Annotated in this window: 24 protein-coding genes and 2 pseudogenes; 12 read left to right on the top strand and 14 right to left on the bottom strand. The window is 64.1% G+C overall.

Annotated elements, in window-relative coordinates; all coding sequences use genetic code 11:
* Positions 1-65: 65 nt before the first annotated feature.
* The 4 genes from purB to ACFOJE_RS03925 form a co-directional block, all read right to left on the bottom strand.
* The gene (gene purB / locus ACFOJE_RS03940; RefSeq protein ID WP_377812966.1) at positions 66-1436 is read right to left on the bottom strand and encodes an adenylosuccinate lyase; all 1371 of its coding nucleotides are present in this window, start codon (positions 1434-1436) and stop codon (positions 66-68) included.
* Between the two features lie 111 nt (positions 1437-1547).
* Positions 1548-2171 carry a high frequency lysogenization protein HflD gene (hflD, locus tag ACFOJE_RS03935; RefSeq protein ID WP_377812965.1) on the bottom strand — a complete coding sequence of 208 codons (624 nt, stop codon included), beginning with the start codon at positions 2169-2171 and terminating at the stop codon, positions 1548-1550.
* Positions 2168-3277, bottom strand: coding sequence for a tRNA 2-thiouridine(34) synthase MnmA (gene mnmA, locus ACFOJE_RS03930; RefSeq protein ID WP_377812964.1), 1110 nt, complete (start codon positions 3275-3277; stop codon positions 2168-2170). The genes hflD and mnmA overlap by 4 nt, the downstream gene beginning before the upstream one ends.
* A 20-nt stretch (positions 3278-3297) precedes the next feature.
* The gene (locus ACFOJE_RS03925) at positions 3298-3735 is read right to left on the bottom strand and encodes an NUDIX hydrolase (RefSeq protein ID WP_377812963.1); all 438 of its coding nucleotides are present in this window, start codon (positions 3733-3735) and stop codon (positions 3298-3300) included.
* 71 nt (positions 3736-3806) lie between these two features.
* Between ACFOJE_RS03925 and ACFOJE_RS03920 the strand changes: the two genes are divergently transcribed.
* Positions 3807-4283: a cyclophilin-like fold protein gene (locus tag ACFOJE_RS03920; RefSeq protein ID WP_377812961.1), complete on the top strand. Its 477-nt coding sequence runs from the start codon at positions 3807-3809 to the stop codon at positions 4281-4283.
* A 102-nt stretch (positions 4284-4385) separates the two neighbouring features.
* Here the strand turns inward: ACFOJE_RS03920 and ACFOJE_RS03915 are convergent, their stop codons facing one another.
* From ACFOJE_RS03915 to ACFOJE_RS03870, 10 genes and pseudogenes are all read right to left on the bottom strand, one after another.
* On the bottom strand, positions 4386-4862 hold the full coding sequence (locus tag ACFOJE_RS03915) for a (R)-mandelonitrile lyase (RefSeq protein ID WP_377812960.1): 477 nt from the start codon (positions 4860-4862) through the stop codon (positions 4386-4388).
* A 52-nt stretch (positions 4863-4914) separates the two neighbouring features.
* Positions 4915-7146: a xanthine dehydrogenase family protein molybdopterin-binding subunit gene (locus ACFOJE_RS03910; RefSeq protein WP_377812959.1), complete on the bottom strand. Its 2232-nt coding sequence runs from the start codon at positions 7144-7146 to the stop codon at positions 4915-4917.
* 13 nt (positions 7147-7159) lie between these two features.
* Positions 7160-7606 carry a (2Fe-2S)-binding protein gene (locus tag ACFOJE_RS03905; protein ID WP_377812958.1) on the bottom strand — a complete coding sequence of 149 codons (447 nt, stop codon included), beginning with the start codon at positions 7604-7606 and terminating at the stop codon, positions 7160-7162.
* Between the two features lie 206 nt (positions 7607-7812).
* The gene (locus ACFOJE_RS03900) at positions 7813-8217 is read right to left on the bottom strand and encodes a LysR substrate-binding domain-containing protein (protein WP_377812990.1); all 405 of its coding nucleotides are present in this window, start codon (positions 8215-8217) and stop codon (positions 7813-7815) included.
* Positions 8218-8240: 23 nt separating this feature from the next.
* Positions 8241-8483, bottom strand: a pseudogene (locus ACFOJE_RS03895) (MFS transporter); the annotation flags it as partial.
* Between the two features lie 234 nt (positions 8484-8717).
* A complete protein-coding gene (locus tag ACFOJE_RS03890; protein ID WP_377812957.1) occupies positions 8718-9611 on the bottom strand; it encodes a LysR family transcriptional regulator in 894 nt (297 codons plus the stop codon).
* A gap of 94 nt (positions 9612-9705) precedes the next feature.
* Positions 9706-10398 (bottom strand): SDR family oxidoreductase, encoded by a 693-nt coding sequence (locus ACFOJE_RS03885; protein ID WP_377812956.1) that lies wholly within the window; start codon positions 10396-10398, stop codon positions 9706-9708.
* Positions 10399-10412: 14 nt separating this feature from the next.
* Positions 10413-11462, bottom strand: coding sequence for an NAD(P)-dependent alcohol dehydrogenase (locus ACFOJE_RS03880; RefSeq protein WP_377812955.1), 1050 nt, complete (start codon positions 11460-11462; stop codon positions 10413-10415).
* Positions 11463-11712: 250 nt separating this feature from the next.
* Positions 11713-12003: pseudogene (locus tag ACFOJE_RS03875) on the bottom strand (alpha/beta hydrolase); the annotation flags it as partial.
* Positions 12004-12993: 990 nt separating this feature from the next.
* A complete protein-coding gene (locus ACFOJE_RS03870) occupies positions 12994-15222 on the bottom strand; it encodes an NADP-dependent isocitrate dehydrogenase (protein WP_377812954.1) in 2229 nt (742 codons plus the stop codon).
* A gap of 710 nt (positions 15223-15932) precedes the next feature.
* Between ACFOJE_RS03870 and icd the strand changes: the two genes are divergently transcribed.
* The 11 genes from icd (at position 15933) to ACFOJE_RS03815 (ending at position 26097) form a co-directional block, all read left to right on the top strand.
* Positions 15933-17189 carry an NADP-dependent isocitrate dehydrogenase gene (gene icd, locus ACFOJE_RS03865; RefSeq protein WP_377812953.1) on the top strand — a complete coding sequence of 419 codons (1257 nt, stop codon included), beginning with the start codon at positions 15933-15935 and terminating at the stop codon, positions 17187-17189.
* 212 nt (positions 17190-17401) lie between these two features.
* Complete coding sequence (locus tag ACFOJE_RS03860) at positions 17402-18646, top strand: tyrosine-type recombinase/integrase (RefSeq protein ID WP_377812952.1); 1245 nt, start codon at positions 17402-17404, stop codon at positions 18644-18646.
* A gap of 91 nt (positions 18647-18737) precedes the next feature.
* Positions 18738-19475, top strand: coding sequence for a hypothetical protein (locus ACFOJE_RS03855; RefSeq protein WP_377812950.1), 738 nt, complete (start codon positions 18738-18740; stop codon positions 19473-19475).
* Between the two features lie 205 nt (positions 19476-19680).
* Entirely contained in the window at positions 19681-19893 is a 213-nt protein-coding gene (locus tag ACFOJE_RS03850) for a helix-turn-helix transcriptional regulator (protein WP_449224143.1), read from the top strand.
* A 509-nt stretch (positions 19894-20402) separates the two neighbouring features.
* Positions 20403-20720, top strand: coding sequence for a hypothetical protein (locus ACFOJE_RS03845; protein ID WP_377812993.1), 318 nt, complete (start codon positions 20403-20405; stop codon positions 20718-20720).
* On the top strand, positions 20717-21028 hold the full coding sequence (locus tag ACFOJE_RS03840; RefSeq protein ID WP_377812948.1) for a hypothetical protein: 312 nt from the start codon (positions 20717-20719) through the stop codon (positions 21026-21028). The genes ACFOJE_RS03845 and ACFOJE_RS03840 overlap by 4 nt, the downstream gene beginning before the upstream one ends.
* Before the next feature lie 86 nt (positions 21029-21114).
* The gene (locus tag ACFOJE_RS03835) at positions 21115-21429 is read left to right on the top strand and encodes a hypothetical protein (protein WP_377812947.1); all 315 of its coding nucleotides are present in this window, start codon (positions 21115-21117) and stop codon (positions 21427-21429) included.
* The gene (locus ACFOJE_RS03830; protein WP_377812946.1) at positions 21422-22306 is read left to right on the top strand and encodes a toprim domain-containing protein; all 885 of its coding nucleotides are present in this window, start codon (positions 21422-21424) and stop codon (positions 22304-22306) included. The genes ACFOJE_RS03835 and ACFOJE_RS03830 overlap by 8 nt, the downstream gene beginning before the upstream one ends.
* Complete coding sequence (locus ACFOJE_RS03825; protein ID WP_377812945.1) at positions 22293-24062, top strand: DUF927 domain-containing protein; 1770 nt, start codon at positions 22293-22295, stop codon at positions 24060-24062. The genes ACFOJE_RS03830 and ACFOJE_RS03825 overlap by 14 nt, the downstream gene beginning before the upstream one ends.
* Before the next feature lie 154 nt (positions 24063-24216).
* Positions 24217-24540 (top strand): hypothetical protein, encoded by a 324-nt coding sequence (locus tag ACFOJE_RS03820; RefSeq protein ID WP_377812944.1) that lies wholly within the window; start codon positions 24217-24219, stop codon positions 24538-24540.
* Between the two features lie 240 nt (positions 24541-24780).
* Entirely contained in the window at positions 24781-26097 is a 1317-nt protein-coding gene (locus ACFOJE_RS03815; RefSeq protein ID WP_377812943.1) for a flavin-containing monooxygenase, read from the top strand.
* The last annotated feature ends 6 nt before the right edge of the window (positions 26098-26103 follow it).

Raw genomic sequence — 26103 nt, 5'->3', positions numbered from 1 at the left:
CTCTTTCACGAGAGCCGAAAATAAAAACGCCCGGCACAGCCGGGCGCGAGGAGGGATGGCTGCGGTCAGAGGCGCTTGGCCTGGGCGGCAGCGTTGCCGACATAGGTGGCCGGCGTCAGCTTGTGCAGCTCGGCCTTGGCGGCAGCGGGAATCTCCAAGGTGTCGATGAACACTTTAAGGGCTTCGGGGCTGATGCCCTTGCCGCGAGTCAACTCCTTGAGCTTCTCGTAGGGGTTCTCGATGCCGTAGCGACGCATGACCGTCTGGATCGGCTCGGCCAGGACTTCCCAGCAGGCATCCAGATCTTCGGCCAGACGTTGGGCATTCAGCTCCAGCTTGCTGATGCCTTTGAGGCTGGCCTCGTAGGCAATCACACTATGGGCGAAGCCGACGCCGAGATTGCGCAGCACTGTGGAGTCGGTCAGGTCGCGCTGCCAGCGGGAGATCGGCAGCTTGCTGGCCAGGTGCTGGAACAGGGCATTGGCGATGCCCAAGTTGCCTTCGGAGTTCTCGAAGTCGATCGGATTGACCTTGTGCGGCATGGTCGAGGAGCCGATCTCGCCGGCCACGGTCTTCTGCTTGAAGTAGCCGAGGGAAATGTAGCCCCAGACGTCGCGGTCGAAGTCGATGAGAATGGTGTTGAAGCGGGCAATGGCGTCGAACAGCTCGGCAATGTAGTCGTGCGGTTCGATCTGGGTCGTGTAGGGGTTCCAGGTCAGGCCCAGGTCGCCCTCGATGAATTCGCGCGCGTTGGCTTCCCAGTCTACTTCCGGATAAGCCGAGAGGTGAGCGTTGTAGTTGCCCACCGCACCATTGATCTTGCCCAGCAACGGTACGGCCGCGACCTGGGCGATCTGCCGCTCGAGGCGATAGACCACGTTGGCCAATTCCTTGCCGAGCGTGGTCGGCGAGGCGGGCTGGCCATGGGTGCGCGACAGCATGGGGACATCGGCGAACTTGACCGCCAGCTCGCGGATGGACTCGGCGACGCGGCGCATCAGGGGCAGCAGCACGTTGTCGCGGCCTTCGCGCAGCATCAGGGCATGGGACAGGTTGTTGATGTCCTCGCTGGTGCAGGCGAAATGGATGAACTCGTTGACCTTGGCCAGCTCGGGAAGCTTCCTGGCCTGTTCCTTGAGCAGATACTCCACCGCCTTGACGTCGTGGTTGGTGGTGCGCTCGAACTCCTTGACGCGCTCGGCATGCTCTAGCTGGAAGTTCTCGGCCAACTGATCCAGCAAGGCATTGGCTTCGGCAGAGAAGGGCGCGACCTCCGGGATGCCGGCATGGTTGGCCAGGCGCTGCAGCCAGCGGACTTCCACGTGCACGCGGAAGCGGATCAGGCCGAATTCACTGAAAATCGGGCGCAGGATGCTGGTTCTGCCGGCATAGCGGCCATCGACGGGGGAAACCGCGGTGAGCGAGGAGAGCTGCATGGGAGAATGTCTCAGACAGTCGGGCAACAAAAAGGGCGCAAATGATACACGAAAGCAGGCGGGCCCGCCGAGCTAAAGTCTAGCTCGGCTGTTCGGGCACCGCTTTTTCGATCAGCTCTGGCGCAGCAGGGGATAGAGCTCGTCCAGCAGCTTGCGACGACTGAACACCATCTGCCAGCGGTACCCACCGAGCTGGCGCCACAAGCGTGCGGAGCGGATGCCGGCCAGGAGCAAGGCGCGAATCTTCGCGGCATTGCCGGACTGCTGCAGGTATCGCATATCGCCATGCACCTGAATGCGATGGCGAAAGGTGCTGAGGGTGTCTTCGTAGAGGCCGCCGAAAGCGGCGATCACGTTGTCGTGCACCAGGCCGAAATGCTGGACCTGTTGCTGGATCTGGCCGAGCCGGTTGGCGATGAGCTGGAGCATGTCGCCGCGCTTGTCGAGCTGGCGCTCGAGGGCAACGAGCGCCAGCGCGTAGCGCAGCGGCTCGCGCTGAAGGCTCGCCGTATTGCGCTCGAGGGCGCTGGCTAAGGCGCGGTAGCCGTCACGCAGGTTGAGATCGTCGCCGCCGTAGACCTCCAGAGTGTCCTTCGGATCGCGAACCAGCAGGCTGCCGAGCATGCAGCCAAGATCCGCCTCGCTGGCCTGGCCGGTCTTGGCGATCTTGTCGACCAGATAGGCGGCCTCGAAGATGCCGCCCAAGGCGACCAGTTGCTCCTGTCGCGGCGTCATGGGCGCTCGATCTCCGTATCCCAGGGCGTGGTGTTCTCGATGACTCCCCCTCCGAGGCAGACTTCACCGTCGTAGAGGACCACGGACTGTCCGGGCGTCACCGCTCGCTGGGGCTCGTCGAAGGTTATGCGGTAGCCGTTTGCGCTCCGCTCCAGCGTGCAAGCCTGGTCGCTCTGGCGATAGCGGACCTTGGCGGTCAGGCGTAGCGGGGCAGCGGTATCGATCGGATTGACCCAGAAGATCTCCGAGGCTTCCAGGGCCCGGGAAAATAGCCACGGGTGCTCGTTGCCCTGGCCGACGATCAGCACGTTGCGCGCGAGGTCCTTGGCCAGCACGTACCAGGGCTCGTCGCTGGCATCCTTCATGCCCCCGATGCCCAGGCCCTGCCGCTGACCGATGGTGTGGTACATCAGCCCGTGGTGCTGGCCGATCACCTCGCCGTCGGTGGTTTCGATGGGGCCCGGTTGAGCCGGCAGGTATTGCTTGAGGAAGTCGCTGAAGCGGCGCTCGCCGATAAAGCAGATACCCGTGGAATCCTTCTTCTTCGCTGTGGCCAGTCCGTGCTGTTCGGCGATGGCGCGTACCGCTGGCTTCTCCAGCTCTCCGACCGGGAAAAGCGTCTTGGCGATCTGCTCGCCCCCCACGGCATGCAGGAAATAGCTCTGATCCTTGTTCGGATCGAGCCCCTTGAGCAGCTCGGTACGGCCGTCGCGGTCGCGGCGGCGAACGTAGTGGCCGGTGGCGATCAGATCGGCTCCGAGCAGCAGGGCGTAGTCGAGGAAAGCCTTGAACTTGATTTCCCGGTTGCAGAGGATGTCCGGGTTCGGCGTGCGGCCGGCCTTGTATTCGGCGAGGAAGTGCTCGAACACGTTATCCCAATACTCGGCGGCAAAATTGGCGGTGTGCAGCTTGATGCCGAGCCGGTCGCAGACTGCCTGGGCATCTGCCAGGTCCTCCTTGGCCGTGCAGTATTCGGTACCGTCGTCCTCTTCCCAGTTCTTCATGAAAAGACCTTCCACCTGATACCCCTGTTGCAGGAGTAGCAGGGCGGATACGGAGGAGTCGACGCCGCCCGACATGCCGACAATGACGCGTTTTCCGTTCAAGAGAGAAACCCCTTCCTATCTCAAAAAATCATCGATAGCGGGTAACGATGCCCAGCCAGGTATTGTTCGATCGCCTTCATCACTATAGGGCTGCGAAGCCGCTCCGATTCCGCGCGGACTTCTTCCTCCGTGAGCCAGGTGGCGCGGACGATCCCCTCGTCGAGCGCGCGCGCCGGGTCGTGGGCCACGGGCTTGCCGTAGAACGTCGTACGGTAGTAGGTGATGCCGTTGCTGGGGGCAGTGTAGAGGCCCACGCCCACGATGCCCTGGATTTCGATCGTCCAGCCGGTTTCCTCGAGGGTTTCCCGTTGCGCGGCCTCGATGAGGCTCTCGTTCGGCTCGAGATGGCCGGCCGGCTGGTTGATCACCACGCGCCCGCCCTTGAGCTCTTCCACCAGTAGAAAGCGACCTTCGGCTTCGATGACAGTGGCGACGGTAACGTGTGCGTGCCAGTCCATAGAACCACCCGAGTATTCGTTAAAACTGGCAATTATACGCAGACTCTTCCTCGAGGCGCAGCGGCGCTCCCGTGGGCCATGGCGAAGCCCTGGCCGAAGCCGCTAATGATGCGATTGCTGCGGCCAATGCGGGGGGGGACGATAGCGCGGGCCGATCTTCCTCTCAATTTCCAGTAACTCTCCCGGAGAGCGCCCTGCGGATAAGCATCGAGATAGAGGGTGCTGTGGTCACCGGGACACTGGAGGATAGCGAGGCGGCCAGGGACTTTGCCTCTTTGCTGCCTCTTTCGCTGACGCTCGAAGACTATGCCGCCACGGAGAAGCTCAGCGATCTGCCGAAGCCTTTGTCGACCAGCGGCGCGCCCGCCGGTATCACCGCAAAGGTTGGCGATCTGGCCTACTACGCCCCGTGGGGAAACTTCGCCATCTTCCACAAGAACTTTCACTACTCCAGCGACCTGGTGAGGCTGGGCACGCTCGATTCGGGCAGCGAACTCTTGCGTCGTCCCGGATCGTACGAGGCTACCCTCCGCAAGCTCGAGCGCTGACCGAGACGCCCGGCAGATGACATTGCGGCTGGCCGTGTCGCCACGCGCCGACATGGGCGGGCAGCAGCATGGCTGCCGCCGAGCGGAGGGCGAAGCGGATCATCATTTCGCGTACTGTTCGTCGCTGACCTGTTCCTGCCATTCGGCATTCTTGCCATCGACGGCCTCCTGGAGGGCGATGTGGCGCATGCCGTTGCTGGCGGTAGCACCGTGCCAATGCTTGACGCCAGGGGCGATCCGCACCACATCGCCCGGTTCGATCTCTCGCCTTTGCTTGCCCCATTCCTGCACCCAGCCCTTGCCGGAGGTGACGATCAGCGTCTGACCGCGCGGATGGGTATGCCAGGCCGTGCGTGCGCCCGGCGCGAAGGTGACGTGACCGCCGCTGGCCTGGCTGTATTCCGTGGGGCTGAACAGCATGTCGACCACGACGGCGCCGGTGAAGTAGTCGGCCGGGCCCGCCATGCTGGCCTGGTCGCCATTGGGTATCACCTCGATGCCGTCGGCGAGCGCGGCGCCGACGCCGCCGTCGGTGCTGAGCTGGGCGAGAGGCAAGGTAGCTTGGAGGGAGCGCTTCATGGTCAGCGGTTTCCTTACGGGTAGCGGGGGATGGTGAGGCCGGGCCGGCGCATCACGCGCCAGCGAAGCGGGTCCTGGACAGGGGAAGGCTGCGCACGCGCTGCCCGGTGAGCGCCGCGACCGCGTTGATCACGGCCGGCGGCACGCCCGGCAGTCCGGGCTCGCCGACGCCGCCCATCGGGGCGCCGCTCTCGACGATGCGCACATGCACGCGGGGCATCCGGCCGAGCGGCAGGGTGGCGTAGGCGCCGAAGTTGCGCGCGCGGGGCATGCCGTTCTCGTATACGACCTCCTCCAGCAGAGTGGACGAAAGCCCCAGCGCCACGGCGGATTTCACCTGGGCCTCGACGATGGCGGGGTTGACGATGCTGCCGGGGTCGAAGGCCACCCAGACATCGTGGACCTGCACCGAGCCGCCCTCGAGGGACACCTCGGCGATGGTGGCGACCTCGCTGCCGAACGGCGACGCCATGGCCACGCCCCGGGCGCGCTGGCTGCCGTCACCGGTGGTGAAGGGGCCCCGTCTCCAGCCGCCTGAAAGCTCGGCGACCGCCTGCAGCAGCGCCTTGTGCCGCGGTTTGTCCGCCAACAGACGCAGGCGCAGCTCGTACGGGTCCTGCTGGCCGGCATCGGCCACTTCATCGAAGAAGGACTCGTAGAAGAAATCGTTCATCGAATGCCCGACCGAACGCCAGAAGCCAATGGTGGGCGGGTGTTCCAGGTAGACCTGGGCGACCCGTCGATGGGGAATGGCATAAGGCTTCTTGGCGATGCCTTCGACCGCCGCGTCGTTGGCCTTGTTCGGCTGGCGGCCGAACCAGCGCTCGGTGGGACTCTCGCCGACGGCCTCGGCGTACAGCGCTTGCGGCAGCCCGCTCTCGTCGATTCCGGCACGGAAGCGTGCCAGCCCCATCGGCCGCAGCGCATCGCGCAGGAATTCCTCTTCGCGGCTCCAGATCAGTTTCACCGGACGTCCGATGTCCTTGGCCAGCTGGATGGCCTGGGGGAAGGGGTTCGCCGTGCCGTAGAGGAAGTGCCGGCCGAAGAAGCCGCCCAGCGTCGAGGAGTGGAGGATGACCTTGTCGGGGGCGATGCCCGCGACCTTGGCGGCAGCCTGCTGGAACAGCTCCGGCGCCTGGTTGGGTAGCCAAAGCTCGAGGGTGCCGTCCGCGTTCCAGCGGGCCAGTGCCGAAGGTGGCTCCAACTGGCCGTGGGCCAGATAGGGTGCGTCGTAGGTCGCCTCGATCACACGGCTGGCCTGCTCCAGCGCCTTGGCGGCATCGCCGATCTCCTCGGCAGCGATGCCCGGGCCGGGAGCGGCGGCCAGCGCGGCGCGCATGCCGGCGGAGGAAAAATCGGCGGGCATGGCGTGCACGGTTCCCGGCGCGGCTTCCTTCCAGCTGACCTTGAGCGACTCCACGGCACGCCGGGCCTGCCACCAACGCTGGGCGACCACCGCGACGGCGCCGGGCAGGCGATGGATCGAGTGCACGCCCGGCATCGCCTTGACCTGCGCCTCGTTGGCGATGGCCCCGGGCTCGCCGCCCATGCGCGGTGCGTGCTGCACCGCCGCCAGGAGCATGCCGTCGACCTCCAGGTCGATGTTGTAGGTCACTTTGCCGGTGGATTTGTCGCGGGCGTCGAGGCGCGGTACCGATTTGCCGATCCAGCGGAAGTCCTTCCTCTCGCGCAGGGGAACCTGCTCGGGAGGCGGCAGCCCGGCGGCTAGGGCGGCCAGCTCGCCGTAACCGAGGGTACGGCCGGAGGCCTCGTGCACTACGATGCCCGGTTGCGTGGTGAGGCTGCCCGGCGGCACGTCCAGCCTGGCGGTGGCGGCCTGCAGCAGCATGTGGCGTGCGCAGGCCCCCAGGCGGCGCATCACCTCGTAACTGGATCGCACTGAGAAGCTGCCGCCCGTGAAGCGGGCGCCATTGACCAGCAGGTAGTCGGCTCCCGGCGGTGCGCATTCGACGGAAAAGCGCTCCGGGGCGATATCGAGTTCCTCGCCGACGATCTGCGCGAAGGCGGTGTAGATGCCCTGGCCGCCTTCGACGAAGGGGCTGCGCAGCAGGGCCGTGCCGTCCGGGCGGATTTCCAGGAAGGCCGGAATACGGGTTCCCGGCTTGATTTCGGACGCCGCGCTCTGAGCGGCTCTCACGACCTTGCCGGGCAGCAGGACGCCGAGGACCAGTGCGCCCAGGGAGGCCCCCAGGAACCGGCGCCGGGAGAGATTGAGGGGCTGTCCGTCCGCGGGCAGGGGCGCGGGAAGCTGAGGCATGTTCATCGGCATCATCTCCTCAGCCTTTGGCCAGTTGACGCATGGCATCGGTAATCGCGTTGTAGGTGCCACAGCGGCAGAGGTTCACCATGGCCGCGGCGATTTCCGTTTCGCCGGGCCTGGCGTTCCGTTTCAGCAGGGCGGTCGCGGTCAGCACCTGGCCCGACTGGCAGTACCCGCACTGCGGTACCTGGTGCTCGCCCCAGGCCTCGACCACTCGCTTGCCCTCCGGATCTTCTTCGATGGCCTCGATGGTGGTGATGGCCTGGTCGGCCACGCCGCTCACCGGTATGACGCAGGAGCGGATGGGGCGACCATCCGCCAGTACGGTGCAGGCCCCGCACTGGGCGACCCCGCAGCCATACTTGGTGCCGGTCAGGCCCAACTCCTCGCGGATGACCCAGAGCAGCGGCGTATCGGGGGCCACATCCACCTGGCGCTTCTTCCCATTGATCGTCAGCTCCATAGATCTTCTCCTCGGATGGATTGGTGCGCGCCAGGCATCGCAGTGTTCTTGACTCGCCGGGAGGGGGCGCGGTTGCAGTCTACGGATATTAGTCCAGACGAAATGCCAGCCCGGATAGAGGGGAAAACTGCATGGACCTATGTGTCCCATCGATTAATCGGGTAGGGGCAGCGGCTGCGTAACCTGCGCGCGGGCCTGATCCTGGCCTACGGCTCGTAACGCAGGGCCGCAATCAGCAGGAACATGGCCCCCGACGGTTGCCGCCGGCTGGGGTAGTAGAGATGGTATCCCGACCAGTAGGGGCACCAGTCTTCCAGCACCGACACCAGGTGGCCGGTGCGGATGTAGGGCAGGGCGATTTCTTCCGGCACGTAGGCCACGCCGAGGCCCGCCATCGCGGCATCAAGGCAATCGTAGAGGCTGTTGTAGGTGAGCTGGCCGTTCACGCGGATGTTCACCTGCCGTCCGTCCTTTTCGAACTCCCAGGCCCAGAGTCCTCCGTAGGTGGGCAGGCGCAGGTTGATGCAGTTGTGCGGCATGAGATCATCCGGCTGGCTGGGAGAGGGATGGCCGCCCGCGGCGGCATCGAGGGCAGGCTCCTGGCCTGCCAGAGCAGATTGACGATCACCAGCGGCACGAGGCCGCCGAACACGACCCTCCAGCCGAACAGTTCTCCCACGTAGGCCCCGATCGGTGCGGCGAACGCCGTGGCGATGGCATTGCCCATGTAGATGTTGCCAAGCGCCTTCGGCACGTGCTCGGCGGGCACCAGCCGGATGACGGTCGCCGTGGCCAGCGACCAGAAACCGCCGATCGCCAGTCCCAGCAGGGCGCGGGCCGTCATCAGCAGGGAAAAATCGGGCGCCAGGGCGATCATCACCAGCGACAGCAGAATCAGCAGGGTCATGCCCATCCGCCTTGCGGAGGAGGGGCGCAACGTGGTCGAGGTCAGGTGAAAGTGTGGCCGGGCGTGCAGGATGTCGCGAGCGGGATCGTTCGCTTGCCGTCGTCGTTGGAGCCTGATGATAGAGAGGCCGGGTTGCTCGAAGAACACCGCAGACTGAATAGAGCCATGAGCCTAAGTAATCAATCCGGCGGGTTGCGGGCGAGGCTATTCCCCGTAGCGCAGCGCCTTGATCAGGACCCGCATGGCCCGCGAGGTTTCGCGCTGGTTGGAGTAGTAGAGGTGATAGCCGGGAAACGTGCGCCACCAGCTCTTCATCACTGGCAGCAGGCGTCCCGATTCGAGATGCGGGCGAGCCAGGTCTTCGGGGACGTAGGCCAGTCCATGGCCCGACAAGGCGGCGTTCACGATCTGGTAGATACCGTTGAACACCAAGCGGCCTTCCACCCGCACATTCAGCTCGCTCTGGCCCTTCTTGAGTTCCCAGGCGTACAGGTTGCCCCGCGTCGGCAGCCTGAAATTGATGCACTCGTGGTTCGTCAGGTCCTGGGGGCTGGCAGGCATCGCGCGCGCGGCGAAATACGACGGCGCGCCGACGATGGCGAATTGCAGGTCGGGTGCGATGCGCACGGGCGAGCTGTCCCTGGTCAGCCCGTCGCCCAGGCGAACGCCGAAGTCGTACCTGCCCTGGACGATATCGGTGAGGGTGTAGTCGGAACTCAGCTCCACCTTCAGCTTCGGGTAGGCGCTCAGGATCTCGGCGAGCTTCGGCCACAGCGGCATGTCGATGGCGTGCTCGGTGGCGGTGATGCGGCGCGCGCCGGCGGGCGTTTCGCTCAGCTCGGTGACATGCCGCAGCTCCGACTCGATGTCCTTGAACCGCGGGGCGACCACGCGCAACAGCCGTTCGCCGGCCTCCTTGACCGATACGCTGCGCGTGGTCCGCGTCAGCAGCCGCACCCCGAGCCGTGCTTCCAGCCCACGGATCGTATGGCTGGGCATCGACTGGGAGATGCCCAGCCGGGCGGCTGCACGGGTGAAGCTGCGCTCCTTGGCAACGGCCATCAACGCGAGCAGATCGCTGTAGTGTTCCCGCGGCATCGATTCATTCCAGGCAGGGACGGCGGAATTGCACCCGCCGGATACCCCCGGCGGATGCCGGCACCTGCTGGGGGCGAAGGCGGCTACGAGGGCCTCAGTACGCGGTGAAGCCGCCGTCGACGGCCAGGGCCTGGCCGGTGACGAAGGTGGAACCGGGGCTGCACAGCCACAGCACCGCGTCGGCGATTTCTTCGGGGCGTCCCAGGCGCGCCATCGGCAGCTCGCGCAGCAGGTCATCCATGGCCAGCATGCCTCTGTCCAGCATGTTCGACACCATGGGCGTATCGATCGTGCCGGGGCACACGGCGTTCACGCGGATGCCGCGCGCGGCGTATTCGAGGGCGGCGCTGCGGGTCAGTCCGATCACGCCATGCTTGGAGCCATGGTAGGCGGCCAGCAGTCCGCGGCCGACCAGTCCGCCAATCGACGAGCAGTTGACGATCGCCCCATTGCCCTGACGCCGCATCTGCACCAGTTCGTGCTTCATGCAGGCCCAGACGCCGCGCAGGTTGACGGCGGTGACGCGGTCGAAATCCGCCAGTGGCTGGTCGGCGATCTCGCTGGCGGGAACCTGGATGCCGGCATTGTTGAAGGCCGCGTCCAGCCGGCCGAAGGTCGATACGGCCTGGCCGACCAGCGCCTCTACTTGTGCCTCATCGGCAACGTCGCAGACCACGCCGATGACGTCGCCGCCGGCGGCAAAGGCGCGAGCGGTGGCCAGCCCCATGCCCGAGGCCGCGCCGGTGACCAGCGCTACCTGTCCCTTGAAGTCATAGGTGATGCTCATGAGCCTTCTCCCGGTCAAACCGCCAGAGTGGCGGAGTCGATCACGAAGCGGTACTTGACGTCGCCCTTGAGCATCCGCTCGTAGGCCTCGTTGATCTGCTCGGCCCTGATCAGCTCGATGTCCGCGACGATGCCGTGCTCGGCGCAGAAGTCGAGCATTTCCTGGGTTTCCGGGATGCCGCCGATCATCGAGCCGGCGATCGAGCGGCGCTTGAAGATCAGGTTGAACACATCGGGGGAAGGGTGGGGCGAGGCCGGCGCGCCCACCAGCGTCAGGGTGCCATCCCGCTTCAACAGGGCCAGGAAGGCATCGAGGTCGTGCGGCGCGGCCACGGTATTCAGGATCAGGTCGAAGCTCTTCGCATGGGCCGCCATTTCCTCGGGGTTGCGCGATACCACGACCTCGTCGGCGCCCAGTGCCCTGGCATCGTCGCGCTTGGACGCGGAGGTGGTGAACGCCACCACGTGCGCGCCCATCGCATGGGCGAGCTTGATACCCATGTGGCCCAGGCCGCCGATGCCGACGACGCCGACCTTCTTGCCCGGGCCGGTCTGCCAGTGACGCAGCGGTGAGTAGGTGGTGATGCCCGCGCACAGCAGCGGTGCCACGGCGGCGAGCTGGTCTTCGGGGTGCCGGATGCGCAGCACGTAACGCTCGTGCACGACGATCCGCTGCGAGTAGCCGCCCAGCGTCCAGCCCGGCTCGTCCGGCGTCGGGAAGTTGTAGGTGCCGACCATGCCGTCGCAGTAGTTTTCCAGGCCGGTCTCGCATTCCTCGCAGTGCTTGCAGCTGTCGATGATGCAGCCGACGCCCACCAAGTCGCCCGGGCGGAAGCCCGATACGTGCGCACCGACGACCGACACGCGGCCGACGATCTCGTGACCCGGAACGCAGGGAAACTGGGTGCCGGCCCACTCGGCGCGCACCTGGTGCAGGTCGGAATGGCAGACGCCGCAATAGGCGATGTCGATCTGGACATCATGCGGCCCCGGGGGCCGGCGGGTGATCTCCAGCGGTTCGAGGGGCTTGTCGCCGGCATAGGCGCCGTAAGCTTTGACAACCATGGGAGGCTCCTTCATCAACGTGCCGCACGCTCGGTCCGAGGCGCAGGGGAAGTGGCCAATGTAAGCGGACACGGACCGACCAATAAGGCATTCAGGCCGCATGGACCTATGTAAGGGATTCATCAATCCGAAGCTCGGTCCTGGGGGGCTGGTGGATGAGGATTCTGGCGAATCAGCGTCAAGCGAAAAGGCCACGCCCGATGGCGTGGCCTTTCTGTGGGACGCCCCATGCGAACAACGGATGGTCGAGTTACTTCAGCGTGTTCCGGAAGAACGTCGCGAGTTTTTCGAACGGGATCAGATTGACCCGATCATAGAGATCCACATGGCCGGCGTCCGGAATCACCAGCAGCTCCTTGGGCTCGCCCGCGAGCTTGTAGGCCTCCTCGCTGAATTCCTGGGAGTGGGCGTTTTCGCCGATGATGAAGAGCGTGGGCCGGGGCGAAATAGTCTCGATATCGGCAAATGGATAGAAGTTCGTGAACTTGACGTTGCTGGTCAGCGTCGGGTGCGTGGTGAGTTCGAGCGACTGGCCTTCGGGGTGTATTCGTCTCGGGACTAGGGTTGATCAATTTATCTGGCTGGATCGCTATTGCTCTTGTGCCCGTCGTATAACGTGGTCCGTTCCTGCGGGCGAGATGTGCTACATCATGAGCTTCATGTTCGCCACTGGTTGGATGTTTGGTTCTGGGGCTCGCCCTCTGTTGGCCTACCTTTAGCATCCTTGTCGCCGGTGCTGTGGGGGAGAGGGGGAGCCACGGCAGCATATGCGGACGAGATGAACACCCAGGTTCAGAGATCGGCACCGGCCAACATCGCGGCTTCATTTGCTCTCTACGCAAGCGCCGATCGATCTGCCGATTCCGTGGAGGTATCACGAGGTGGGATCAGCATTTTGGGGCACGCCCGATGTAAGCCGTGCCCTACAAGAGATCGAGAGTTTTTCCAATGTGCTTGAGGCGAACGCTTGGATACAGTGAGCTTCACAAAGACGTCGAAGGAACGACGCAAGCTGACCAAGGATGGCGGCCAGGGAAAAGTCGCAGGATAAGCGGCTGCTCGTCAGGATGATGAGCAAATGGAAAATAGGAAAAAATGAACGGCGAGGCTAATCACCTCGCCGTTTTTGTTTGTACCGAAGAAGGGGCATAGCACAAGCACCTGGGGGCAAGCCGGACAGTCGTCGGCACCGCACTCGGTTTTACCAGGGTGTAGAAGGGGGCGAAGGTGTATGAATCTCGCCTGGGGGCAGCCCGGCTTTGCTTAGTGCCGTGTTGGGAAAAGCTTCGAGAAAGTCAAAGGGAATTTCCCGCCGACCACTGCATCACACCAGCTTGCCAAACTCGACCGGCAGAAAGGCTGGTGCTGGCAGAAAACGTAACATGGGTGTGCAAAGTGGGGGGGAACGAAACGAGGGGGGATTGCGTAGGCTGTGTTCTACGCGGCTTCCAGATGAAAGAACCCCGGCTTGTGGCCGGGGTTCTTGTGAGGCTATAGGCAAGTTTTGTCGCCTATCCTGCTGCCAGAACGCTTATGCAAGCGAAGCAATGGCTGCGTTGAGCGTTGCGCTCGGACGCATGGCGTTGCTGGTCAGCTCCGGATTCGAATGGTAGTAACCACCGATGTTCACGGGCTTGCCCTGAGCGGCATTCAGCTCGGCAACGATCTTGGCTTCGTTGTCGGCGAGCGTCTTGGCCAGAGTGGCGAACTGGGCCTGGAGCTCCTTGTCCTCGGTCTGCTCCGCCAGAGCCTGGGCCCAGTAGAGTGCCAGATAGAAGTGGCTGCCGCGGTTGTCGATATCGCCTACTTTGCGCGACGGCGACTTGTTGGTATCGAGGAACTTGCCGTTGGCCTGGTCCAGCGTCTTGGCCAGAACCTTGGCCTTGGCGTTGCTGTAGGCGTTGCCCAGGTGCTCGAGGGAGGCTGCCAAAGCCAGGAACTCGCCGAGCGAATCCCAGCGCAGGTGACCTTCCTCGAGGAACTGCTGGACGTGCTTGGGCGCAGAGCCGCCGGCACCGGTCTCGAACAGGCCGCCGCCAGCCATCAGCGGGACAATGGACAGCATCTTGGCGCTGGTGCCCAGCTCCATGATCGGGAACAGGTCGGTCAGGTAGTCGCGCAGGACGTTGCCGGTCACCGAAATGGTGTCCAGGCCGGCGCGGATGCGGTCGATGGAGAACTGGGTGGCTTCCTCCGGCGACATGATGCGGATGTCCAGGCCGCTGGTGTCGTGATCTTTCAGGTACTGCTGAACCTTCTCGATCATCAGGGCATCGTGTGCACGAGCCGGATCCAGCCAGAACACGGCCGGGGTGTTGCTGGCGCGGGCACGGTTGACGGCCAGCTTGACCCAATCCTGGATCGGTGCGTCCTTGGCCTGGCACATGCGCCAGATGTCGCCAGTTTCGACGTTCTGCTCGAGCAGGACCTGGCCCTTGTCGTCGGTCACGCGGACCACGCCGTTGGCCGGGATCTGGAAGGTCTTGTCGTGCGAGCCGTATTCCTCGGCCTGCTGGGCCATCAGGCCGACGTTCGGCACGCTGCCCATGGTCACCGGGTCGAAGGCGCCGTGCTTCTTGCAGTCATCGATGACGACTTGGTACACGCCGGCGTAGCAACGATCGGGGATCAGCGCTTTGGTGTCATGCAGCTTGCCGTCGGCGCCCCACATCTTGCCGGAGTCGCGGATCATGGCCGGCATGGAGGCGTCGACGATGACGTCGCTCGGCACGTGCAGGTTGGTGATGCCCTTGTCCGAGTTCACCATGGCCAGCGGCGGACGCTTGGCATAGACGGCCTGGATATCGGCCTCGATTTCGGCCTGCTTCTCGGCGGGCAGGGTCTTGATACGTGCGTACAGATCGCCGATGCCGTTGTTGACGTTGAAGCCGATTTCCTGCAGGACGATGGCGTGCTTTTCCAGGGCGTCCTTGTAATACTCGGCGACGATTTGGCCGAACATGATCGGGTCGGAGACCTTCATCATGGTTGCTTTCAGGTGGGCCGACAGCAGTACGCCTTGTTTCTTGGCGTCCTCGATCTGCTCGTCGATGAAGCTGCTCAGGGCCTTCTTGCTCATAATGGAGCAATCGATGATCTCGCCCGCCAGAACCGGGGTCTTTTCCTTGAGCACCTTGGTGCTACCGTCAGCGGCGATCAGCTCGATTTTAACGCTGCCGGGGGCTTCGATCAGGGCGGCTTTTTCGGTGCCGTAGAAGTCGCCGGCGCTCATGTGGGCGACGTGGGTCTTCGAATCTGCGCTCCAGGCGCCCATCTTGTGGGGATGCTTGCGAGCGTAGTTCTTGACGGAGAGAGGCGCGCGGCGGTCGGAGTTGCCTTCGCGTAGAACGGGGTTCACGGCGCTGCCCTTGATCTTGTCGTAGCGCACCTTGATGTCTTTTTCCGCGTCGCTCTTGGGCTCTTCGGGGTAGTCAGGCAGCTTGAAGCCTTGCTGTTGCAGTTCTTTGATGGCGGCCTTGAGCTGCGGAACGGAAGCGCTGATGTTCGGCAGCTTGATGATGTTGGCTTCCGGGGTGGTGGCCAGTTTACCCAGTTCGGCCAGGGCGTCGGAGACCTTTTGGTCGTCGCTCAGGTATTCGGGGAAGCTTGCGAGGATACGGCCGGCGAGGGAGATGTCACGAGTTTCGAAGGTGATGCCGGAGGAGGCGGTGAAGGCTTTGATGATGGGGAGCAGCGAGTAGGTTGCCAGTGCAGGCGCTTCGTCAGTAAATGTATAGATAATCTTGGATCGTGTAGACATTTTTTAAGTTAACCCTCTATTTTGCTGCAGTGCACAAACCATCGATGCCCGAAGAGTAGGCGAATTCTCTTCGTTGCATCAATGAGCGTAAAGTCGAAGTTCCTTGTAATTGATCTGGGATGTCGAGCGATAGCCGTTAACTGGCGATTTGCAAGTGCTGCCCGACAACTTATCGAGGTTCGGGAGAGCAAGGCGAAGAGGCTTGTTTTGGACTGCTCTTCATCAGTTGCGGAGAGTATATCAATATGATATGTCCCTTGCATTACTCTCGGTGATCTCGGTCTGTGGATCTCTCGTGAATGCGGCTTACCGTCCTCAACGAGGACGTCCGAGTCGTTCGCTTCATGTGGTCGGGCTTCCAGAGACAGGCTACGCTAGGTCAGGGGCGTGGCCGAAGGATATGGCCAGCTGAATGACGGAGGACTTCGTAATGTCCGATTCGCCTCATGCGGTTCGTGCAATCCCTACTTGGGAATTTCAACCTAATCCTATCCAGCCTCCTTCCGTCTTCACTGCCATTCGAGCGCAGCGCTACCTGGAGGCGTGCTCTTTCTTATTGAGCGCTGCTTCGTGGGGCATGTCCGCCATGCGGTTCCCTTTGCCTGCTGCGTTGCCATGAGCATGCCACACTTAGTGAGTAAGTCAGCCAGGACCCAATTCGCTACACAGAGGTGTAGCGGGATGTCAGACCACCTACAGCGGAGTCAAGCATGGGATACCAAAAGATCCAGGTGCCGGCCAACGGTGAAAAAATCACTGTTAATGCAGATATGTCTCTGAGTGTGCCGGATAACCCGATCATTCCCTTCATAGAGGGGGATGGGATTGGCGTTGATATCAGCCCGGTAATGATCAAAGTGGTGGATGCCGCTATCGAGAAGGCCTACGGAGGCAAGCGACAGATTTCCTGGATGGAGGTCTATGCCGGTGAGAAGGCCACTCAAGTCTACGACAAAGATACCTGGCTGCCGAAGGAGACCCTTGAGGCCGTTCGCGATTACGTCGTCTCGATAAAGGGGCCGCTCACGACTCCTGTTGGCGGTGGGATCCGCTCGTTGAACGTGGCGCTGCGGCAGGAGCTGGATCTGTACGTCTGTCTACGACCGGTTCGTTGGTTCGAGGGGGTGCCTAGCCCTGTTAAGAAACCTGGCGACGTGGACATGGTGATCTTTCGTGAGAACTCGGAAGATATCTACGCCGGTGTTGAATGGAAAGCCGGCACTCCCGAGGCGGAAAAAATCATCAAATTTCTCGTCGAAGAAATGGGGGTCAAGAAGATCCGCTTCACCGAGAACTGCGGTATCGGCATCAAGCCGGTTTCCCAGGAAGGTACCAAGCGTCTGGTGCGCAAGGCTCTGCAGTACGCAGTGAGCAATGACCGCAGTTCCGTGACTATCGTACATAAAGGCAACATCATGAAGTTCACCGAGGGGGCCTTCAAGGAGTGGGGGTATGAGGTCGCCCGCGACGAGTTCGGGGCCGAGTTGCTGGATGGCGGGCCATGGATGCAGTTCAAGAGCCCGAGTACGGGCAGGAATATCGTGGTCAAGGATGCGATTGCCGATGCCATGCTGCAGCAGATCCTGCTGCGACCCGCCGAGTACGATGTGATCGCCACGCTGAACTTGAACGGCGACTACTTATCGGATGCGTTGGCTGCTGAAGTGGGGGGGATAGGTATTGCCCCTGGGGCTAACCTGTCCGACAGCGTGGCCATGTTCGAGGCCACTCATGGGACCGCTCCGAAGTATGCCGGTCAGGACAAGGTCAACCCCGGCTCCATCATTCTCTCGGCCGAGATGATGCTGCGCCACATGGGGTGGGGCGAAGCGGCAGATCTCATCATAAAAGGAATTAATGGCGCCATATCGGCGAAGACGGTGACATACGACTTCGAGCGCCTGATGGAGGGCGCTAAACTGCTGTCCTGTTCGGAGTTCGGGGAGGCCATGATCGCCCATATGTGAGCCTGACCTCCGCAAAAAGGCCGGTCCATGACCGGCTTTTTTTATTTCTGCTCCATTCTGTCACCATTCACTAATCCCTAGATTCTACGGGGCTTCCGACTTATCCTTCGTCCACTGGCATCCGCCCAAAACTTCCCCAAGCCACCTGCAAAGGTGTGGGCCAAAGTGTGGGCTGGAGGGTGTGGGCTGGAGATTCCGCCCGAGGAGGAAACGTGGGGACATTGACGGCGCGGACCGTGGCGAGCCTGGAGAAAGCCGGAGTGCCCGGAATGACCGGCGACGGCGCAGGGCTGTATTTCAAGGTCGGCCAGACCGGCGGGGCGAGCTGGATCTACCGCTACAAGATTGCCGGCAAGAGCCGTTACATGGGGCTCGGCAGCTATCCCGAGGTGAGCCTTGCTGATGCCCGCATCCTGGCGGCCGACGCACGCAAGCTGTCCGCCGTGGGCAAAGATCCTCTCGCCGCCCGTGACGCCGAGCGAGAGGCGCACCGGGAAGCCCAGCGGCTGTGGGAAGCCAAGCGCATGCCCTTCACGAAGCTGGCTGCCGATTTCATGGCGGCGCATGGGGCGAGCTGGTCGGATAAATGGCGCCGGGGCTGGCTGCGCAAGCTGGAGCTATACGCCTTCCCCCATGTGGGCACCCTGCCGGCCGACGAGATAGACACGGAGCTGGTGCTGCAGGTACTGCAACCGATATGGGCCGACAAGACCCGCACCGCCGATGAGGTGCGCGGGCAGATCGAGCAGATACTGGACGCGGGCAAGGCGCGTGGCCTGCGTTCCGGCGAGAACCCGGCCCGCTGGCGTGGGCACCTGGAGAACCTGCTGAGCAAGGCGGAGAAGAAGAAGGCGAGGAAGCGCAAGCACTTTCCCGCCATGGCGTGGCGCGACGTGCCCGCACTCATAGCTGTGCTTGCCGAGCTCGACTCCTATGATGCCATGGCGGCGCGCCTGCTGATTCTGACCGGCGCCCGATCGCACATGATCCGCTTCGCGGCCTGGTCCGAACTCGACCTGGAGGCCGGCGTCTGGTCGCTGCCGGCTGAGCGCATGAAGATGAGGCAGGCATTCGATATCCCCCTGGCGCCCGAAGTGGTCGAGCTGCTGAAGAGCATCCCGCGTACCGAGGGCAGCCCCTACCTGTTCCCAGGCCGCGGCCGGACCGGCGTCATGCATGCCAATGCGATCCGCAACCTGCTTCACGGCCTGGGGCATGCCGACGTGACCCGCCATGGATTCCGCTCCAGCTTCCGCGGCTGGGCGAACGAGCGCACCAACTACCCCCGCGAGATCTGCGAGCTGGCGCTTGCCCACGATGAGCGCGACCAGACCGAGGGCGCTTATTCCCGCTCTGACCTTCTGGAGAAGCGCCGCGCCCTGATGGCTGACTGGGCGCGGTACGCCACTACAGCGCCGGCAGCCAATGTCATCCAAGGGGACTTCAAGCGAGCTTGACTGAATTACCGGCTGGCCTCGGGGCGCCCCCGAAAAGCGGACTTCCCTGCCGCTCCGGCCAGCCGACCTATTCAGAATAGGAGGGTGAGAGTTGGACGAACTAGACTATTGGCGGTTGTGTGAGTCGCTGAGTATTTATCAGGCTGCGGCGCTAATCGTCGGAGCTCCACCTAGCGGCATTAGAGGTGAGGACTGCGCTTATCTCTGCGTTAGCAATTACATAGACAATGAGCATGAGCTTGACCCCCACTTTCAGGCAGCTGTAGCGGCATTAACAGGCGCGATTAGAGATGGTGTGCTTAAAGCAAAAATCAGAGTATCTGCAAGAGAATACGGGACAGCTGACGCGCTAGCAGACATTGAGTACAACGAGATCCTTCTTGAGTCTGGTCGGGGTCGAACCGCCGAAGAAGGAGAAATCCTGTCTGATGATGGTTCCTTTTTTTACAAGCCCTTCCCCGATTGGAATCTGACAACTGTAAATGTGAATGACTTGCGCACTTGGCTGGCAAGCCGTGGGTTCAAGGCTGGCTTTTTCTTCTCCAATCAAGAGGAAAGCCAAGCTGGTTACTTAGATAAAAACCATCCGAACTATGCTCCCAGGCTGGCTGCAGCCATTCGAGCATGGGAAGCCGTGACCATTGACGAAGAGCGTCTGCGTGGGAGAACTCCCAAGGCTGCGCTTTCCAAATGGCTGAATGAGCATGCCGCCGAATACGGGCTTACCAAGGATGACGGCACACCCAGTGCCCAGGGCGTAGAGGAAACAGCCAAGGTGGCGAACTGGAGGCCAGAAGGCGGGCCTGGTAAAACTCCTGGCGGCTACTAACCAACCCACCCCTGAAAGCCGCGCCACGCCTGGCTTTGCGTCGCTGGCGCGGGGAACCCACCCACCCCATGGGCAAGAACCTACCCACCCCTTGCCCGCTTTCCCGGGGGTGGGTTTTCTGCAACCCACCCAGCTATTCATCACCGCCCCGCGTGCTTAATTTCCGCAGCCAAGTCCACTACGCGCCACCCAGCGCAAAGGAGTATTGGCTATGGCTGCCATCGTCACCCCTCAACCTCGCCGCATCATGCGCCTGCCCCAAGTACAGGCTGCCACCGGCTTTGGTCGTGCCTGGATTTACACCCTGATGAGCCGCGGAGAGTTTCCCAAGGCCCGCCGCATCGGCACCCGTGCCGTGGGCTGGGACAGTCAGGAGGTCGAAGCGTGGGTCGCTGATCGTCTGGAGGAGCGCCAGTAATGAAACAGGCGCCCCTTCCCCAAAAACCAAGCCGCTCGCTGCTGGCCCAGTCCGTCACCGACCAAGGGCCGCAAGGCGGTGGCAGCATGAACACCATCACGATCTGCAGCCGACAGTTGCCGATCCTCGAGACTGAGGGCTGCTTCGTGCGAAAGTCGTCCGAAGCCCGGCGGTTTGGAATTCTCCGATTTGAAATCGGGAAACCCTACTGCCCGGTCCGTATGCCGCAGGGGGTTGCACGCCCCAGCAGCCGACGCTATGGTACGGCCGTCCCGGCAAAATCCGGGGCCGACCTTGGCCGGTCGAGTAAATCAAGGCGCGTAAGCGCCCACCATCCGAACGCAGGCGCTTTTTTTGTGTCTGCTGTTTCGTGTCATGGCGGCTGTGCGTGGGACACCTTCGGGTGTGCCGGGTACCTTGATTCCCGGTCGGCCAACCCGCGTACAGCTGTCACCATCCTTCGCTTGGCCGCGAACGGTGGCAGCTCCCTAAATCAAGGAGCTGTACCCATGAAGCAGTACCCCGACCGCAATCCGTCCGCACTCCGGCAACGCGCCGCCGCCCACCGCGCCCTGGCCCTCGCCGCCCTGTGCAGCGACTCCAGCCTGTCCGTCCGTCTGGCCCGTTACAACGCGGCCATGTCGAAGGCCCGGGCCCTGGAAGCCGAAGCGGACCACCCGCCGGTCCACGCCACCCGCGATCCGCGTACCGCCCTGTCCTGGCTCCAGTCTGGCCAGTCGGTGCATATCGACGCGGTGAACCTGGCCGACCAGCTGCGCCACGTCCGCGCCCTCGCCACCCTGGCAACCGGGGAGGCTGCGCAATGAGCCGGTCCGCTCCCATTCCCGCCCTCACGAAGCCGAACCGTCCCGATCCCGCCGCCCACCTGGTGGCGCTGCTGGCCGCCGAGCGAGCCCATGCCACCCGGGCCTGGACGATCCTCAGCGAACTGCGACTGCACGGCGTGCTGCCCGACTGGGCCCGCCAGGCCGGCGCCGGTTCCTATGACGTGGTGACCGGGCAGAACGCGGCCCGCCAGGCCCTGAACGACGCCCTCGCCGCCGCGGTACCGGGTTTCCGGGAAGCCCTGCAGAGCGCCCTCGGCATCCCCCGCCTGACCCGCGCCGGAGACTGACCCATGACCATCGTTCAACGCTGCCACCCGGCGGCGACGGGATCGGCTTGCCCGAAAAACGCCTCGCCCCGCCGGGAGGGAACCGCATGAGCACCTCGAAGTCCCCGACGCCGGAGCACGACGCCGACCCGCACCAGCAGATGGATGAGCTGATCGACCGGGCCGACCTGAACCGCGCCAACCGGCTGCGCCGACAGGCCGAGCGGGACGCCTGCTGGCGCCAGCACATGAAGGCCGCGGCCAATTCCTCGCTGTGCATCGGCGTGATGGCCGAGTACCTCGCGCAGCGCCTGCCGGAGGATGGCCGACTGCATGCCGCGGCCGCCTGGATTGCCGAGGAAGCCAAGCGCATGGACGTCATCCTGCTCTCCATGCTCCACGAGGAGGCCGCCGATGACTGATCCCGTACTGCGGTTCCGCGACGAGCTGGTCGCCACCTTCGGCCAGTTCGACGACCGGCCGATCCCTGACGGCAAGATCCATCGCTTCCACGTTCCCGGCGACCGCGCCGGCTCCCGCAATGGCTGGTATGTGCTCCATCTGGAGGGGATCGCCTATGGTGCCTTCGGCTCGTGGAAGGCCAGCGGCTCGCAGTCCTGGAGCAGCCGCCAGCCGGCCGATCCGTTCGAGGCCGACCGGCTGCGCCGGCTCGCCGAGCGGGCCCGCCGCCAGCGCGAAGCCGAGCAGCACCAGCGCCAGCAGGAAGCCGCCCGCGAGGCGCAACGCCTGTGGGACATCAGCACCCCGGCGGCGGCCGACCACCCGTACCTGATCCGCAAGGGCTGCCAGCCGCACACCCTGCGCCAGCAGGGCGACGTGCTGCTGGTGCCGCTGTACCTGGACCGCGTGCTGGTGAACCTGCAGCGCATCTACCCGGACGGTGCCAAGCGCTTCCTGCCGGGCGGTCGGGTGACCGGCTGCTACTCCCCCCTGGGCCGCCTGGAGCCAGGCGCGAGCCTGTACATCTGCGAGGGCTGGGCGACCGGGGCGACGATCCACGAGCACACCGGCGCCGCCGTGGCCTGCGCGATGAATGCCGGCAACCTGCTGGAAGCCGGCCAGCGTCTGCGCCGGGCCTACCCCGAGGTCGAGCTGGTGTTTGCCGGCGACGACGACCGCCAGACCGAAGGCAATCCCGGGCGCAAGGCCGCCAATGCGGCCGCCATCGCGGTCGGCGGGCTGGTCACTTTCCCCGTCTGGCCGGCCGACGCGCCCTTATTCCTGTCCGACTTCAACGATTTGGCCAACTGGTGGAGGGCCGCCCATGAGCCAGCCTGAATCGGCCGCCCTGACCCTGGTGGCCGGCGGCGAGCTACCGGAGATGACGCCGGAGCGCCCCGGCTACCGCGTCTATGACCACCCGGCCATCGTCGACGGCAAGACGTTGCGCCCGGGCGTCTGGTTCCACGGCACCCGGAGCGACGGCGAGGGCGGCGAGCGGCCGGTCAACGAATGGCTGTGCGGCCCGCTGCATGTTGACGCGGTGACCCGCGCCGAGGGCAACGGCGCCGACTATGGCCGGCTGCTGCGCTTCCGCAACCTGGACAACCGGGAGCTGACCTGGGCCATGCCGGGCGAGCTGCTGGCCGGCCGGCCCGAGGGTATCCTGGCGGTGCTGTTCAACATGGGCCTGGAGATCGACTACCGGCGCCGTGCCCAGGTGCCTCGCTACATCGCCAGCCAGCACCCGAAGCGGCGCATCACCGCCGCCACGGCGACCGGTTGGCACGGCCCGGAGCTGTTCATCACGCCCACCGGCCCCCTCGGCAAGGGCGATGCCATCTACCAGGCCGAGAGCACCGCCGACGGCGACTACGGCAAGGCCGGCACCCTGCAGGGCTGGCGCGACAGCATCGGTGCCATGCTGCCGGGCAACCCGCTGCTGCAACTGGGCATCGGCACCGCCCTGGCGGGCCCGCTGCTGTATCACTTCGGCATCCACACCGGCGGCGGCTTCCATCTGCTGTGGGACAGCTCCAACGGCAAGACCACCATCGTGCAGTGCGCGGCCTCGGCCTGGGGGCATGGCGCCTACTTCACCCTGAAATGGAACGCCACCGCCAATGGCCTGGAGGGCATCGCCGCCCTGCGCAACGACTGTCTGCTGGCGCTGGACGAGCTGGGGCAGGCGGACGGGCGCTACGTGGGCGACGTGGTGTACAGCGTGGCCGATGGCATCGGCAAGCAGCGCGCCGGCCGCTCGAGCGCCGCCCGCAAGGTGCGCCGCTGGCGGGTGATGCTGCTGTCGAGCGGGGAAGTCACCCTGGAGACCAAGATGGCCGAAGGCGGCAAGCGCATTCGGGCCGGACAGGAAGTCCGCCTGGTGACGGTATCGGCAGGGCGCACCTTCGGCGCCTGGGACGACCTGCATGGCCACCCGAGCGGCGCCAGCCTGTCCGATGCGCTCAAGCAGGCCAGCACCACCCATTACGGCCATGCCGGACCGGCCTTCGTGCTGGGGCTGATCGACAGCGGCGAGCTGCGCAACCTGCCGGCCATGCTGGAGGCCATCAAGGCGCACTTTCCCGCCGAGAGCGGCCAGCCGGCCCGGGTGGCCGAACGCTTCGCCATTGTCGCCCTGGCGCTGGAGCTGGGCGTGGGCATCGGCCTGCTGCCCATGGCCAGCGGCGAAGGTACCCGCAGCATGGTGGAGCTGTTCGCGGGCTGGCGGGCCGGACGCGGCGAAGGCCCGAGCGAGGACCGCCAGATACTCAAGGCCATTGCCGACTTCATCGACCGCCACGGCGGCTCCCGCTTCCAGTCCATCGAGGTCGGCGCCGACGAGGTGCGCGAGCGGGCCGGCTGGTGGGAAGGGCGCCCGGAGGGGGGACGTCTGTACCTGTTCACCAGTGGCGGCCTGGAGGAAGCCACTCCGGGGTTCGATTTGACCCGCGTGGTGCGGGCCCTGGATAGCGTGGGGGCGATCACCAAGCGGGATGCTGGCAAACATCAAGCTCAGAAGAAGATCCCCGGACTTAAGTCCCCCAAACGGCTGTACCACATCGATCCCTGCCGTCTTGAGCTGGGGGAATGAATGCATATTGCTGTTCGCTTTGGGCTACCGGGGCTACCAGGGCTACAGCCGGCAACGGCGTGGCTTGCAGCGGTAACCCATTACTTCTGGCATGGGGCTACCGGGGCTACTGGTAGCCCCGGTAGCCCTACAAAAACAGCAAAGGACGAATGCTATGGGCACTTTGTTTGATCTGATCGCCGGCCTACCACCGCAGGCAATTCCCGCGGCCAGCACCGCCCGCCTTGAAGACGTACCTCGCACGCCGGTAGCCAATGACACACAGGCCGTGCTCGTGCCGCCACCAAACGCTCCGGCTAGAAACGTGGAGCGGAGTACCACGATAACCAAAGGCGTACCGGCAGCCCGGCGTAACGCCTGGACGATCACCCGAGGGGGCCGGCCGATCTGCACAGTCTGCGGCGCCCCCATGACCCGCGACGAAGCCTTGGCCGAAGCCCGCTGGGGCTGGTCGGATGCGGACATTCTGGAGAGCTGAACCTGGGCACGCTCCTAATCCGTACCCTGGCCGACATCGGCAAGAAACCGGGCACCAGCCGGCGCGACCAGCGAACGCCTTGTTAGCTCCTGCCGCTCAGCACGCAGCTTTTTCCTAGTCTGCGACTACAAAAATCATAATTTCGCGATTGCCTTGCTCTGAACAGAATGCGGTCAACACCCGCCCCATGGCGCCACTGCGTTGCGTAGCCGCCATGACCAGAAGCAGAGCAGGCAAGCCATGACCGACCTGAATCAGAGCGCTTTTCAGCCCACCGAAAAGCCAGTCGAAACAACCGAGATCGATACTCTTATCGTGGGAGCTGGCCAAGCTGGCGTGGCCATGAGTGAACACCTGGGCAAGCTCGGTGTGCCGCACCTGGTGCTGGAGCGTAAACGCATCGCCGAAGCCTGGCGTACCGGGCGCTGGGATTCGCTGGTGGCTAACGGGCCGGCCTGGCATGACCGTTTTCCGGGCCTGGAGTTCGAAGACCTCGACCCCGATGCCTTTCCGTCGAAGGAACGCATCGCCGCTTACTTCGAGGATTATGCGCGCAAGTTCGACGCGCCGATTCGCGCTGGTGTCGAGGTGAGGAAGGTCACCCGCAACGCCGACCGTCCCGGCTTCACCGTCGAAACCTCCGAAGGGGTGATCCAGGCCAATCGTGTGGTGGCCGCCACCGGGCCGTTCCAGCAGCCGGTGATACCGGCCATCGCGCCCCAGGATGACCGGCTCATGCAGATTCACTCCGCCGATTATCGCAATCCGCGGCAACTGCCGGCAGGCGCCGCCCTGGTGGTCGGGGCTGGTTCGTCGGGAGTGCAGATAGCCGATGAACTGCAGCGTGCCGGTCGCCAAGTCTATCTCTCGGTCGGCCCCCACGATCGCCCGCCGCGTTCTTACCGCAATCGCGACTTCGTCTGGTGGCTAGGTGTGCTCGGCCTGTGGGACCAGGAGGCCGCGCAGCCGGGCAAGGAGCATGTGACTATCGCCGTCAGCGGAGCCCATGGCGGTCATACCATCGACTTCCGCAATCTCGCTCACCAGGGCATTACCCTGGTCGGCGTGACCCAGTCTTTCAAGGATGGTGTGGTCACCTTCCAGGCGGACCTGGCCGACAATATTGCCCGTGGCGACGAGAACTACCTGTCGTTACTGGATGCCGCCGACGCCTATGTCGAGCGCAACCATCTCGACCTGCCGGAAGAACCTGAAGCCCGCTTCAAGTATCCCGACCCGCCGTGCGTGACTGAGCCGATCCTCGAGCTCGACCTGGCCAAGGCCGGCGTGACCTCGATCATTTGGGCGACCGGCTACTCGGTGGACTTCAGCTGGCTGGACGTCAATGCCTTCGACGCCAAGGGCAAGCCGCAGCACCAGCGCGGCGTGTCCAGCGAGCCTGGCGTGTACTTCGTCGGCTTGCCATGGCTGTCGCGTCGTGGGTCCACCTTCATCTGGGGCGTCTGGCATGACGCCAAGCACGTTGCCGACCACATCGCGACGCAGCGCAAATACAGTGCCTACCGTGATGCCGCGCAGCGCCAGGCCAACGACTGACAACCG

This window comes from Azotobacter bryophylli, assembly GCF_042643485.1.
Lineage (GTDB): Bacteria > Pseudomonadota > Gammaproteobacteria > Pseudomonadales > Pseudomonadaceae > Azotobacter > Azotobacter bryophylli.
The sequence above is the reverse complement of the archived record's forward strand: the minus strand, read 5'-3'. Positions and strand labels throughout refer to the sequence as shown.